Origin of the sequence: Pseudomonas kuykendallii (genome assembly GCF_900106975.1) — a bacterium.
Taxonomy (GTDB): Bacteria; Pseudomonadota; Gammaproteobacteria; order Pseudomonadales; family Pseudomonadaceae; genus Pseudomonas_O; species Pseudomonas_O kuykendallii.
Map to the genome: position 1 here is coordinate 41060 of NZ_FNNU01000009.1, position 12854 is coordinate 53913.

The 12854-nt window shown below is 65.7% G+C and carries 12 protein-coding genes; 4 read left to right on the top strand and 8 right to left on the bottom strand.

The genetic code is table 11. The annotated features are described in order from the left end of the window. Window positions 1-37: 37 nt before the first annotated feature. The gene (locus BLV15_RS21035; RefSeq protein ID WP_090231685.1) at window positions 38-1390 is read right to left on the bottom strand and encodes an MFS transporter; all 1353 of its coding nucleotides are present in this window, start codon (window positions 1388-1390) and stop codon (window positions 38-40) included. A 127-nt stretch (window positions 1391-1517) separates the two neighbouring features. On the opposite strand from BLV15_RS21035, the gene BLV15_RS21040 reads away from it, so the two are divergent. Further along, on the top strand, window positions 1518-2462 hold the full coding sequence (locus tag BLV15_RS21040) for a LysR family transcriptional regulator (protein ID WP_090231686.1): 945 nt from the start codon (window positions 1518-1520) through the stop codon (window positions 2460-2462). Window positions 2463-2530: 68 nt separating this feature from the next. On the opposite strand, the gene zapE is transcribed toward BLV15_RS21040, so the two are convergent. Next, window positions 2531-3670, bottom strand: a complete 1140-nt coding sequence (zapE, locus tag BLV15_RS21045; protein WP_090231687.1) for a cell division protein ZapE — start codon at window positions 3668-3670, stop codon at window positions 2531-2533. Window positions 3671-3896: 226 nt separating this feature from the next. Between zapE and BLV15_RS21050 the strand changes: the two genes are divergently transcribed. From BLV15_RS21050 to BLV15_RS21060, 3 genes are all read left to right on the top strand, one after another. Continuing rightward, window positions 3897-4121, top strand: a complete 225-nt coding sequence (locus tag BLV15_RS21050) for a DUF3203 family protein (RefSeq protein ID WP_090231688.1) — start codon at window positions 3897-3899, stop codon at window positions 4119-4121. Window positions 4122-4322: 201 nt separating this feature from the next. Further along, entirely contained in the window at window positions 4323-4532 is a 210-nt protein-coding gene (locus BLV15_RS21055; protein WP_090231689.1) for a hypothetical protein, read from the top strand. Window positions 4533-4725: 193 nt separating this feature from the next. Further along, entirely contained in the window at window positions 4726-6615 is a 1890-nt protein-coding gene (locus BLV15_RS21060; protein ID WP_090231690.1) for a methyl-accepting chemotaxis protein, read from the top strand. Between the two features lie 18 nt (window positions 6616-6633). Here BLV15_RS21060 and BLV15_RS21065 read toward each other — a convergent pair whose 3' ends face one another. From BLV15_RS21065 to purU, 6 genes are all read right to left on the bottom strand, one after another. After that, on the bottom strand, window positions 6634-8157 hold the full coding sequence (locus BLV15_RS21065) for a DHA2 family efflux MFS transporter permease subunit (protein ID WP_090231691.1): 1524 nt from the start codon (window positions 8155-8157) through the stop codon (window positions 6634-6636). Window positions 8158-8169: 12 nt separating this feature from the next. Beyond that, window positions 8170-9393, bottom strand: coding sequence for an HlyD/EmrA/EmrK family protein (locus BLV15_RS21070; protein ID WP_090231692.1), 1224 nt, complete (start codon window positions 9391-9393; stop codon window positions 8170-8172). Between the two features lie 10 nt (window positions 9394-9403). Beyond that, window positions 9404-10867, bottom strand: a complete 1464-nt coding sequence (locus BLV15_RS21075) for an efflux transporter outer membrane subunit (protein WP_090231693.1) — start codon at window positions 10865-10867, stop codon at window positions 9404-9406. A gap of 1 nt (window position 10868) precedes the next feature. Then, window positions 10869-11342: a MarR family transcriptional regulator gene (locus BLV15_RS21080; RefSeq protein ID WP_090231694.1), complete on the bottom strand. Its 474-nt coding sequence runs from the start codon at window positions 11340-11342 to the stop codon at window positions 10869-10871. 131 nt (window positions 11343-11473) lie between these two features. Beyond that, complete coding sequence (locus BLV15_RS21085; protein ID WP_090231695.1) at window positions 11474-11671, bottom strand: hypothetical protein; 198 nt, start codon at window positions 11669-11671, stop codon at window positions 11474-11476. 13 nt (window positions 11672-11684) lie between these two features. After that, the gene (purU, locus tag BLV15_RS21090) at window positions 11685-12536 is read right to left on the bottom strand and encodes a formyltetrahydrofolate deformylase (protein WP_090231696.1); all 852 of its coding nucleotides are present in this window, start codon (window positions 12534-12536) and stop codon (window positions 11685-11687) included. Window positions 12537-12854 lie beyond the last annotated feature (318 nt).

Sequence of the window (12854 nt, forward strand, 5' to 3'; positions counted from 1 at the left end):
TGCGCGGCTCACCGCGCAGGAAGGAGGCGTCGGCCGCTCAGGGCGTATCCAGCGCCGGCGATGCGCGGCGCGACTGCGCCGGTTTCATGTTGTCGATGGCGGCCCGGTCGCCCTGCATCAGCGCCGTGCAGAACAGCGCCACCACGCCCATGCCGATCAGGTAGGCGACCACGTAGCGCGGGCTGCCGTCGGCCGCGCCGAGCAGCGAGGTGGCGATCATCGGGGCGAAGCCGCCGCCGAGAACGCCGGCCACCTGCACCGCGAGGGAGATGCCGCTGTAGCGGATTTCCGCCGGGAACTGCCGGGCGAAGAGCAGCGATTCGGGCGCGTAGAGGATCGGGAAGACCACGCCCACCGCCAGCACCATCGCCCACCAGACCAGCAGCGGCTCGCGGGTGCCGAGCATGCTGAAGAACGGATAGACGAACGCGCAGAGCAGCAGCAGGCCGGCGAAGTACAGGCGCTTCTGGCCGACCTTGTCCGACAGCCACCCGCAGAACGGCATGGTGAGCAGGGAAATCGCCGCGCCCGCGGTGATCGCGTGCAGCACCTCGGCGCGGGGAATCTTCAGCTGGTTGGCCGCGTAGGCCAGGGCGAAGGTCACCGCCATGTAGAACCAGGCGTTCTCCGCCATGCGCGCGCCGATGATGGTCAGGGTCGCGCGCGGGTACTTGCGCACCACCTCGAACAGCGGCACGCGGACTTCGCGCTTCTGCTCCTTGAGCTTCTCGAAGTCCGGCGACTCGGCGACCTTCACGCGGATCAGCCAGCCGACGCCGAGCAACACCACGCTGGCGAGGAACGGCAGGCGCCAGCCCCAGCTCATCATCTGCTCCTCCGGCAGGGTCGCCACCGCGCCCATGGCCAGCGAGGACAGCACCAGGCCGGCACCGACGCCGGTCTGCGGCAGGCTGCCGTAGAAGCCCTTTTTGCCTTCGGGCGCGTGTTCCACCGCCATCAGCACGGCGCCGCCCCACTCGCCGCCGACCGCCATGCCCTGCAGGAAGCGCATCAGCACCAGGATCACCGCGGCCCAGTAGCCGATCTGTTCGTAGGTGGGAATCAGGCCGATGGCGATGGTCGGGATGCCCATCATCATCAGCGTCATCATCAGCATCGACTTGCGCCCGATGCGGTCACCGAAGTGGCCGAAGATGATGCCGCCCAGCGGCCGGCCGATGAAGCCCACGGCGTAGGTGGCGAACGCGGCCAGCACACCGGTGATGGGGTCGAGGGCGGGGAAGAAGAGTTTGTTGAAGACCAGCGCCGCGGCGGTGCCGTAGAGGAAGAAGTCGTACCACTCGATGGTGGTACCCGCCATGCTGGCGAGACCGGCGATGCGGTAATGCTTGCGGCCGGATCGGCCACCTGTCGATAGCGATTCGTTCATGGTTGCCTGCTCTATTGTTTTTGTCGTTAGGGCTTTGCAAGGTCACGGAAGCGGCTGGTAGCAGCGACCGGCTTCGAGTATAGGTGTGCAAACTTCCGATAAGTCAGAACAAAAGCACCGGTTGGATATGCAAAAAAATCTCATGCTCGCCAGTCAGATGAACTGGGACGACCTCAAGTTCTTCCTCGAGGTGGCGCGCACGCGCACCGCCAGCAACGCCGCCAGGCGCCTCAACGTGGACTACACGACGGTGTCGCGACGCATCCGCGCGCTGGAGAAGGCGTTGGGCGCGCTGCTGTTCGAGAAGTCGCGCTCGGCCGGCTTCGTGCTGACCCCCGAGGGCCTGCACCTGTTGGGTTACGCGGAGTCGCTGGAAAGTACCCTGCAGGCCGCCTGCGAGCAGGTTTCCGGGGCCAGCCTGGCGCTGTCCGGGCATGTGCGCATCGGTTCCACCGAGGGTTTCGGCAGCTTCTTCGTGGCGCCGCAGCTGAGCCATTTCCAGGACGTCTACCCGAACATCTCCATCGACCTGCTGCCGGTGCCACACTTCATCAGCCTGTCGCGCCGCGAGGCGGACATCGCCATCACCCTGGAACGCCCGGAGCGCGGGCCTTACGTCTGCTCCAAGCTGTGCGACTACAACCTGCGCCTCTACGCCACCGCCGAGTACCTGGCGCAGCATCCGCCGATCGGCTCCGTGGAGGACCTCGCCGGGCACAGTTTCATCACCTACGTCGACGACCTCGCCTTCAGCCCGGAGCTGCTCTATCTGGAGCGTGTGGTGCCCAACGCCAGCAGCCAGTTGCGCAGCACCAGCGTGGTCGCCCAGTACCTCTCGGCGCTGCAGGGCCGCGCGCTGGCGATCCTGCCGTGCTTCCTCGCCGGGCCGGACCCACGGCTGGTGGAACTGCTGCCGCAGCAGGTGCAGGTCACCCGGCAGTTCTGGATCTACTATCGCGAGGACCTGCGCCGGCTCAAGCGCATCACCCAGGTCAGCGAATACCTGCGCGCCTGCACCGAGGCCAATCGCACCTTCCTGCTCGGCGAATCGCGGCAGATGAGTTTTCTGTAGGTTCGGGTGGGTTGGTGCGCAGGGCTCACCCTACGGAGAGACGCCCTACGGTGCTCGTCGCCGTCGGGTCAGCCGGGCGCGGGTGCAGCCGTGCGACCGAAGCGCTGCAACTGCATTTCCTTCAGCCGGCTCAGGGTGCGGCGGAACGGAAAGGCCAGGTAGCCCTCAGTGTACAGCGCATCCATCGCCACCTCGGCCTCGATATAGAGCGGCACCTGGCGGTCGTAGCATTCGTCGACCAGGGCGATGAAGCGACGCGCGCCGTCGTCGTGCTTCGACAGCCTGGGCAGTTCGCGGTCGCCGGCGGCCACCTGCTCGGCCGCGTCCTCGGTGCCACGGGCGATCTTGCCCTCGCCCTGGCGCGCGCTCATGTTCGGCACGCCGCTCAGCAGCACCGCATCGAACTGGTCGCAGAGCACGATGAAGTCGTAGGCCGCCAGCGGCCCCTTGCACAGGTCGTCGAAACGACTCCAGAGCACCCGCGCGCTGCGCCGCACCACGGCGATCGGGCGGTGCGCCAGGGTCACCGGTTCGCGGGAGCCGGCATCGTCTCCCGCCAACTGCCGGAAAACCGCCTCCAGGGCACTTGGCTGCCCGGCTTGGGCCAGCCAGTAACGCTGCAAGCCGACGCCGGGATGCAGGCGGTGATCCTCGCCGCCGTCGAGGTTAACCACCTGCATGCAGCGGTTGATCGCGGCGATCGCCGGCAGGAAACGCTGGCGGTTGAAGCCGTCCGCATAGAGCTGCTCGGGCGGCTGGTTGGAGGTGGCGACCAGCACCACGCCCTGCTCGAACATCACCTCGAACAGCCGCCCGAGGATGATCGCGTCACCTATATCGTTGACGAACAGTTCGTCGAAACACAGCACCCTCACCTCGCGCCCCAGCTCCGTGGCCAGTGCCTGCAGCGGATCGGCGGTGCCGACCAGCTGGAACAGCCGCTGGTGCACCCAGCGCATGAAATGGTGGAAGTGCTGGCGCCGGGCCGGCACCTGAAGGCTCTCGTGGAAGCGATCCATCAGCCAGGTCTTGCCCCTGCCGACCGGGCCCCACAGGTACACGCCGCTGCCGGGCGAAGCGCCGCCACCGGCGTGGATGGCCTGCTGGCAGCGCTCGAGGATCTGCACGGCGTGCCATTGCGCCGGGTCCGACTGGAAACCCTGCTCGACCGCGAGGCGATACGCCGCCAGGGGAGAAAGCGAACTCATGAGTGAACTACCGAGCGAAGACCGCGCGAATGATGGGCCATCGCGGCGCGGCTTTGAAGTCGCGTCGCTGGCCCCGCCCGGCAATCTGCCGTCCGACGCGTTCGCTGTTGCAACAAGTGGCAACTAACACCGAAGAATCACTCGCCTGGCCGCGCCCGGGAGTATCCACGCAAGTTCGAGGTCATAACTGGGTAACCGCGTGATTACGTTATCCCGGAGAACTGCCATGACGATCGAGATCAATACCCACAATTCCACCTGCGCCGTTTTCGTCGACGACCGCAAATACGAAAGTCCCCTGGACCAGGTACGCGTGACGACCGACGAGGCGACGCGCATGTCGGTACTTGAAATAGCCGGACGCCGCCAGCTCATCAGTGAACCGGATGCCGAGCACCTGATAGGTGCAGGTGCCGAAGACGCGCGGTTCAATCTGTTGAAGGATGACTGAGTCGCGTCATTGAATCTTTTTACGTAAATACAGTCTTTTCAGTACGCCGCATTAATCCGCGTATGGATGTATTCGCGGCGATGGATATAATCGCCGCGCCCAACGCGGCGACAAGTATCAAGAACGATAAAAAACCCGACGCAGCGCAGCGGTCCCGCCGCCTCGCCCAGCGTCCTCCATGTTCGATCAACAGGATCAATCGTGAATAAAGACGAACTGCGCGCAGAACTAGAGCGCCAGGCGCAACGCTATATGGATATTAACGGCGGAGAAGTCAAAACCTACGCTGCTCAACCGGAACCCGAGCGTAAGCCTTGGCGCAAGAAAGCCAGTGTGCTGGACCAAGCTTTCCAGCAGGAACTGCAAAAGATGGAAAAGGAACTGGAAAAAGCCGATACCGAAGGCGTCTGAGTATTTCCACCCTCCTGATTACATGAACGCAGCGGCCGCCCTAAAAAAGTGCGGCCGCTGCGTATCCATCATCGAACTTTCTGCATTCGCGACATTTCGTCGTATGCATTCAAGCTATCTCGGCGCTGACCGATAGGCTGCACAGGCCAGGGTGTTTGGCCGACTACCCGTGCACGTCAAACCGGATTCCGCCATGCCTTCGAACCTGAAGTTCAGCCACAAGATTCTGCTCGCCGCCTCGCTGGTGGTGGTGGTCGCCTTCTCGCTGTTCACCCTCTACAACGACTACCTGCAGCGCAACGCGATTCGCGAGGACCTGGAGAACTATCTGGGGGAAATGGGCGAAGTGACCGCCAGCAACATCCAGAACTGGCTGTCCGGGCGCCTTCTGCTGGTGGAAAGCGCGGCGCAATCGGTCGCCAACAACGATTCGACGGAGGCGGTGGTCAACCTGCTGGAGCAGAAGGCGCTGACCTCCAGCTTCAATTTCACCTACCTGGGCACTCGCGACGGCGCCTTCACCATGCGCCCGGACGATCCGATGCCCGACGGCTACGACCCGCGCACCCGGCCCTGGTACAAGGATGCGCTCGCCGCCGGCGGCACCACGCTCACCGAACCCTACATCGACGCCGCCAGCAACGAGCTGATCATCACCATCGCCACCCCCGCGCGCCGGGACGGCCAGACCCTCGGCGTGGTCGGCGGCGACCTGGGGCTGCAGACCCTGGTGAAGATCATCAACTCGCTGGACTTCGAGGGCATGGGTTACGCCTTCCTGGTCAGCGCCGACGGCAAGATGCTGGTTCATCCGGACAAGAACCTGGTGATGAAATCGCTGAACGAAGCCTTCCCCGCCAGCAAGCTGAGCATCGGCCCCGGCTTCAGCGAAGTCGAAGGCGCCGAGGGCACGCGCATCGTCACCTTTGCCCAGGTGAAGGGGCTGCCCTCGGTGAACTGGTACGTCGGCCTGTCCATCGACAAGGCCAAGGCGTTCTCCATGCTGCAGGAATTCCGTACCTCGGCGATCGTCGCCACGATCGTGGCGGTGGTGCTGATCCTGCTGCTGCTCGGCATGCTGATCCGCGTGTTGATGCAGCCGGTGCGCCTGATGGGCCGTGCGATGGAGGACATCGCCGAAGGCCAGGGCGACCTGACCAAGCGCCTGGAAATCCACTCGCACGACGAGTTCGGCGACCTGGCGGACGCCTTCAACCGCTTCGTCGGACGGGTCCACGCCTCGATTCGCGAAGTCTCCTCGGCCACCGCGCAGGTGCATGAAGTCGCCCAACTGGTGGTCAGCGCCTCCAATTCGTCGATGAGCAACTCCGACGAGCAGGCCAACCGGACCCACAGCGTCGCCGCGGCGATCAACGAACTCGGCGCCACCGCGCAGGAAATCGCGCGCAATGCCGCCGACGCCTCGCATCAGGCTTCCGATGTCCGCAACCTCGCCGAAGACGGCCGCCAGGTGGTGCAGAAGACCATCGGCGCGATGACCGACCTGTCCGGAAAGATTCGCTCGTCCTGCGACACCATCGAGGAGCTCAACGGCAAGACCGCCAACATCGGGCAGATTCTCGAGGTGATCCGCGGCATTTCCGAGCAGACCAACCTGCTGGCGCTCAACGCCGCCATCGAAGCGGCGCGCGCCGGGGAAGCCGGGCGTGGCTTCGCGGTGGTCGCCGACGAGGTGCGCAACCTCGCCCATCGCACGCAGGAATCGGCGGCGCAGGTGCAGCAGATGATCGAGGAATTGCAGGTCGGCGCGCGCACCTCGGTCAGCACCATGACCGAGAGCCAGCGCTACAGCGAACAGAGCGTGGAAGTCGCCAATCAGGCCGGCGAGCGCCTGGGCAGCGTGACCCAGCGGATCGGCGAGATCGACGGCATGAATCAGTCGGTCGCCGCCGCCACCGAGGAACAGACCACGGTGATCGAGTCGCTGAACGTGGATATCAACGAAATCAACCTGCTGAACCAGGAAGGCGTGGAAAACCTCCAGGCCACCCTGCGCGCCTGTGGCGACCTGGAAGGCCAGGTCACCCGCCTCAAGCACCTGGTGGACAGCTTCCGCATCTGACCTGCGGCGCCGCCGGGCTCAGTGGCCTCCGCCGCCCGCGGCCTTGGCGGTGAACGGCGGTTTGGCCAGCCAGATGATCAGGATCAGGCCGAAGAACATCCACCCGAGCAGGGTGAAGTACTCCACCGTCGAGAGCATGTAGGCCTGGCTCTCGACGATCTTGTCGATCTGCGCGTAGTGCGCGGTCGATGCCCCTCCCAACTGCTGCAGATACTGCTGCGTCGCCGGGTCGTAGGCGGTCACGTGCTCGGCCAGCTGCGCGTGGTGCAGGTCGGCGCGCCGCTGCCAGATCCAGGTGGTCAGCGACGAGGCGAAGCTGCCGCCAAGCACACGCAGGAAGGTCGCCAGGCCCGAGCCGTCGGCGATGTCCTTGGGCGGCAGGCTGGAGAGCAGGATGCTGGTGGTGGGCATGAAGAACAGCGCGATGCCCAGCCCCATGAACACCTGCACTTCGGCGATGTGGCGGTAATCCACCTCGGTGTTGAAGGTGGCGCGCATGAAGCAGGACGCCCCGATCACCAGGAACGAACCGCCGGACAGCAGGCGCATGTCGACCTTGTGCGCGAAACGCCCCACCAGCGGCGAGAGGAACACCGGCAGCAGGCCGATCGGCGCCGCAGCCAGGCCCGCCCACACCGGCGTGTAGCCGAGCTGGGTCTGCAGCCACTGCGGCAGCAGCAGGTTGATGCCGAAGAACCCGGAATAGCCGAGCACCAGCGCCAGCGTGCCGAAGGAGAAATTGCGGTAGCGGAACAGGCTCAGGTTGACGATCGGGTGCTTGTCGGTGAGTTCCCAGATCACCAGGGCAATCAGCGCCACCACCGCCACCGCGCCGCCGACCTGGATGAAGGTCGACTCGAACCAGTCCAGGTCGTTGCCCTTGTCGAGCACCACCTGCAGCAGGCCGACGCCGATCACCAGCAGGCTCAGGCCGACGTAGTCGATAGGCTGATGAACGATCTTCTCCGGCCGTTTGCCCAACTGGCTCCAGACCACCAGGCAGGCGAACACGCCGATCGGCACGTTGATGAAGAAGATCCAGGGCCAGCTGTAGTTGTCGGTGATCCAGCCGCCGGCGATCGGTCCGATGATCGGCGCCACCACGGTCACCATCGCCAGCAGCGCCAGCGCCATGCCGCGCTTGGCGGTGGGAAAGATCGCCAGCAGCAGCGTCTGCGCCATCGGATACAGCGGCCCGGCGACGAACCCCTGCAACGCGCGGAACAGCACCAGCTCGGGCATCGAGCGGGCGATGCCGCAGAGGAACGAGGTGATCACGAACAGCATCACCGCGGCGAGGAACAGCTTCACCTCGCCGAAGCGCCGCGCCATCCAGCCGGTCAACGGCAGGGCGATGGCGTTGCACACGGCGAACGAGGTGATCACCCAGGTGCCCTGCTCCGAACTCACCCCGAGGTTGCCGGCGATGGTCGGCAACGCGACGTTGGCGATGGTGGTGTCGAGCACCTGCATGAAGGTCGCCAGGGAAATCCCGATGGTCGCCAGCAGCATGCTCGCCGGGCGGAAGGCGTTATCGCTCATGGCAGGCTCCCGTCAGCGCCCGGCCACGCCACCGGCGCGGGTGCCCGGCGCGTTGCGCTGGATGATCTGCTCGATCAGCGCGTCGGCCTCGGCCAGTTGTCGCTCGTACACGTCGGTGGAGAAACGCGGCTGCTCGAGCGGCTTCTGCGCCAGCAACTCGCCGTCCTGGTCGTGCAGGTCGACGTTTACATCGGTGGACAGGCCGATCCGCAGCGGATGCTTCTTCAGGTTGTCCGGCTCCAGGCGGATGCGCACCGGCAGGCGCTGGACGATCTTGATCCAGTTGCCGCTGGCGTTCTGCGCCGGCAGCAGCGAGAACGCGGTGCCGGTGCCGACGCCGAGGCTTTCCACGGTGCCGCGGTAGCGCACGTCGCTACCGTAGAGGTCGGCCTCGACCTCCACCGGCTGGCCGATGCGCATGTCGCGCAGCTGGGTTTCCTTGAAGTTCGCGTCGATCCAGATCTGCTCCAGCGGCACCACCGCCATCAGCGGAGTGCCCGGCTGCACGCGGGAACCGACTTGCACGGAACGCTGCGCGACATAGCCGCTGACCGGCGCCACCAGGCTGCTGCGCGCCTCGTCGAGGTAGGCCTGGCGCATCTGCGCAGCCGCCGCCTTGACGTCCGGGTGCGAGGCGATGTCGGTCTCGTCGACCAACGCGGCGTTGGTATCAAGCTGCTGCTGCGCGGAGGTCAGCGCGCTCTGCGCCGAGGTCAGGGTGTCGCGGGCATGGGACAGTTCTTCCTGGGAAATCGCGCCGCCCTGAGCCAGCTTCTGGCGACGCTGGAAGTCGCTGCGCGCGCGCTCCACGTCGGTCTTGCGCGAGGCGACCTGGGCCTTGTAGGAGTCCACGTTGCTGTACAGCCCGCGCACCTGGCGCACGGTCTTCGCCAGGTTGGCTTCGGCGCTCTGCAGCGCGACCTCGCTGTCGCTCGGATCGAAACGCACCAGCACCTGGCCCTGCTCGACGTAGTCGCCATCGTCGGCGCCGATGCTGACCACCGTGCCGGTGATCTGCGGGGTGATCTGCACCAGGTTGCCGTTGACGTAGGCGTCGTCGGTGCTCTCGTGGAACCGCCCGTAGAACAGGTGATAGAGGTAAACCCCGAGCACGGCGAGGATCACCAGCAGCGCCAGGCCGATGAGCAGCGTCCTGCGCTTGCCGGAGGATTTGTTGTTCTGTTCGGCGCCGGCGCTCTCGGCGTGCTCGACGGTGTTGGGCGTGGAATCAGCCATGGTCGTCTACTCAGCGTGAAGAGGTGGAGGCTGCGGCGAGCGGAGTCGCGGGCGAGCCGGAAATTTGGAAACCGCCGCCCAGCGCCTGCATCAGCAGCACCGCGCTATCGACGCGCTGGGCGTTCAGGCTGACGAGCTGGCGCTCGGCCTGCAGCAGTTGCTGCTCGACACTCAGCGCGTCGAGGTAGTTGCCGATGCCGTCGCCGTAGCGCTGCATGGCGATGTCGAAGGAGCTGCGGGCGATGTCGCGGGCGCGCTGCTGCTGGAGGATCTGCTGGTCCAGCGAGCGCAGCTGGGTGATGCCGTCGCCGATATCGCCGAGCGCCGCGAGCAGCGTCTGGTTGTACTGCGCCACGGCGAGGTCGTAGTCGGCATCGCGGCCGGCCAGGTCGGCGCGCCGACGGCCGCCGTCGAAGATCGGCAGCGACAGCGCCGGTCCGACCTCGAAGAAGCGGCTCGGCCCACCGAATAGCGCGTCGCCAAGCACCGACTTGATACCGGCGGACGCCGTCAGGTTGAGGTTCGGGTAGAAGCGCGTCTTGCTGGCGTCGATGTCCCGCGACGCCGCCTCGACACGCCAGCGCGCGGCGACCAGGTCCGGGCGCCGGCCGATCAGCTCCGCCGGCAACTGCGCCGGCAGGCTCACCGCGGTCGGTGCGATCAGTTGCGGACGCGGCAGCTCGGCGCCGCGGTCCGGGCCCTTGCCCAGCAGCACCGCCAGGCGGATCTGCGCACTGCGCACCTGCTGGCGCGCGGCGGTCAGCGTCGCATCGGCCGCGGCTTCCAGGCTCTGCGTCTGCTGCAACTGGTATTCGCTGTCGATCCCGGCGGCGTATCGGCGCTGCGACAGCTCGAGCATGTCGCGGGTGCGTTTGAGGTCCTGCTCGGCGATGTCCTGGGTGCGGAACGCCAGGCCGAGGTCGTTGTAGCCGCGCGCCACGTTGGCGGCGAGCGTCAGCCGCGCGGCCTGGCCATCGACTTCGCTGGCCCGCGCGCGCCCCAGCGCCGCTTCCCAGGCGGCGCGCTCGCCACCCCAGAGATCGAAGCTGTAGCTGGCATCCGCCGACAGGCTGCGCAGCGTGCCGTAGCGTTCGCCCTGGCCACTGGAATCATCGATGCGCGACTCGCGCGAACGGCTGACGGCGGCGTTGAGGTCGACATTCGGCTGGCGGTCCGCATCGGCGGCGAGCGCGGCGGCGCTGGCCTGGCGCGTACGCGCGTCGGCTACCTGGAGGTCGGGGCTGGAGGCCAGCGCTTCACGAATCAACGCATCGAGGCGCACATCGCCAAGGCTGTTCCACCAGTCGGCACGCGGCCAGGCAGCCGGCGTCAGGCGCTCGCTGGCGAAGGTGCGCTCGCTGCTCAGCGTGCCCGCATCGAGCAGCGCACCCTCGGGCTGCAAGCCACGTGACGAGGCGCAGCCGGCCAGCGCCAGGGCCACGCACAGGGCGCAAAGGGAAAGGCGTGCGTTCATCTCAGTGCGCTCCCTGGGCATCCGGCAACAGGCCGGTGGGCGTCAGGATCTTGCGCAGCAGCCGGTCCAGCTCCTTGAACTCTTCGCGGGTCAGGGGCTGTGTCAGGTCGTTCAGCGCATCCGCGGCGATGGACATGATCTGCTGGCTGAAGGCCTTGCCCTGCTCGGTCAGCAGGAGGCGCACCTGGCGCCGATCGGCGTCGCAACGCACCCGCGTCAGTAGGCCCTTGTTCTCCAGCCGGTCGAGCATCCGCGTCATCGCACCACTGTCCAGCGACAGCGCCCGACACAGGGCTGCCGGCGTATCCAGTGCCGCGTCCTTCTGTTGCAAGAGCAGGACCTTGAATTGCGCCGCCGTGACGTCGTGGGGAGCCAGGTACTTGTCCAACAGGCGGTCCTTCTGCTGGTTGACCAGCGCAAGGAGGTGGCCGATGGAATAGCGCAGGGGGAAATTGTCGCGATCGTAGTGCTGCATGTTCTCTGCCTAGTCAGCTATACGCAAAGAACAATACTGCCTAGGCAGCTATTAGGCCATGACAAATCCTGCAACAGTCTTTCGCCGTAATCGAACAAGTCGCCCGCGGTGCGGGAAAAGAAAAGACGCCCTCAGGCGCCTTCGTCGTCAGTCTTGCCGGGCGGAGGCCCCTCGCCCTCCTCGTCCTTGAGCCGCTCCCACAACGCCTGGGCGTCGGGAAACTCGGTGCCATCCTCGCTGCTCAGCGCCTCCGGATCGTAGCGCCGCACGCAGCCCTCGCCGACGGTGGGCGGCGCTTTCGAGGTGGCACGGTCGAGGGGATCGCTCACGGGCAACTCCGGCTCAGTCGAACACGACGGTCTTGTTGTCGTGGACCAGCACGCGGTCTTCCAGGTGGAAGCGCAGCCCGCGGGCGAGTACCCGGCGCTCGACATCCTTGCCCAGGCGCACCAGGTCTTCGATGCTGTTGCGGTGCGAGATGCGCGCCACGTCCTGCTCGATGATCGGGCCGGCGTCCAGCTCCTCGGTGACGTAGTGGCAGGTCGCGCCGATCAGCTTCACGCCACGCAGCGACGCCTGGTGGTACGGCTTGGCGCCGACGAACGAGGGCAGGAAGCTGTGGTGGATGTTGATCACCTGATGGGCGAAACGGCGGCACAGGTCCGGCGGCAGGATCTGCATGTAGCGCGCCAGCACCACGGTGTCGGCCTGGTGTTCCTCGACCAGACGCGAGACCTCGGCGAACGCCGGCTGCTTGTCCTGCGGATCGACCGGCACGTGGAAGAACGGAATGCCGTGCCACTCCACCATGCTGCGCAGGTCCTGGTGGTTGGAGATCACGCAGGGGATTTCGCAATCCAGGTCGCCGCTGTGCCAGCGGTGCAGCAGGTCGGCCAGGCAATGCGATTCGCGGCTCGCCATCAGTACGACGCGCTTCTTCTGCGCCGAATCGCTGATCCGCCAGACCATCGAGAACTGCTTGGCGATCGGTGCGAAGGCCTGGCGAAACTCCTCCAGATCGAACGGCAGCGACTCGGCGCGGATTTCGTGGCGCATGAAGAACCAGCCGCTCTGGTGGTCCGAGTGGTGGCTCGCCTCGCTGATCCAGCCGTTGTAGGTGGCCAGGAAGTTACTGACTTTGGCGACAATACCGACGCCATCCGGACAGGCGATGACCAGCCGAAAAGTGCGCATTTCTTTACTCCAGATTCACAAAGGCGGCCATTCTAGCCACACCCGTGGAAACTTTCAGTAACTGTCGCCAGGCGCCAGCCCTCGCCCGGCCAACGGCAGGCCGGCGGGCGCCGCTTAATTGTCCCGACGGAAAAAAACCGACGCGTCCTGCGGGTTTTGCGAGAACAACTTCATGCCGCCTCGCCCGGGTCTTTAATCAATCGCAGCCCAATAAAACGAGGATAATTAAAAAATAACCCTACTCATCCGTTAGATGTTTACTTGGCAAACAGCGATGACTATTATTGAGCCACTATCAACCCCCGACTATTTAAGGTA

Excerpts from the sequence above, each read along its gene's own strand:
- BLV15_RS21060 (WP_090231690.1), top strand. The coding sequence starts at position 4,726 with ATGCCTTCGAACCTGAAGTTCAGCCACAAGATTCTGCTCGCCGCCTCG.
- BLV15_RS21075 (WP_090231693.1), bottom strand. The coding sequence starts at position 10,867 with ATGAACGCACGCCTTTCCCTTTGCGCCCTGTGCGTGGCCCTGGCGCTG.
- zapE (WP_090231687.1), bottom strand. The coding sequence starts at position 3,670 with ATGAGTTCGCTTTCTCCCCTGGCGGCGTATCGCCTCGCGGTCGAGCAG.
- BLV15_RS21035 (WP_090231685.1), bottom strand. The coding sequence starts at position 1,390 with ATGAACGAATCGCTATCGACAGGTGGCCGATCCGGCCGCAAGCATTAC.
- purU (WP_090231696.1), bottom strand. The coding sequence starts at position 12,536 with ATGCGCACTTTTCGGCTGGTCATCGCCTGTCCGGATGGCGTCGGTATT.
- BLV15_RS21050 (WP_090231688.1), top strand. The coding sequence starts at position 3,897 with ATGACGATCGAGATCAATACCCACAATTCCACCTGCGCCGTTTTCGTC.
- BLV15_RS21040 (WP_090231686.1), top strand. The coding sequence starts at position 1,518 with ATGCAAAAAAATCTCATGCTCGCCAGTCAGATGAACTGGGACGACCTC.
- BLV15_RS21065 (WP_090231691.1), bottom strand. The coding sequence starts at position 8,157 with ATGAGCGATAACGCCTTCCGCCCGGCGAGCATGCTGCTGGCGACCATC.
- BLV15_RS21080 (WP_090231694.1), bottom strand. The coding sequence starts at position 11,342 with ATGCAGCACTACGATCGCGACAATTTCCCCCTGCGCTATTCCATCGGC.
- BLV15_RS21070 (WP_090231692.1), bottom strand. The coding sequence starts at position 9,393 with ATGGCTGATTCCACGCCCAACACCGTCGAGCACGCCGAGAGCGCCGGC.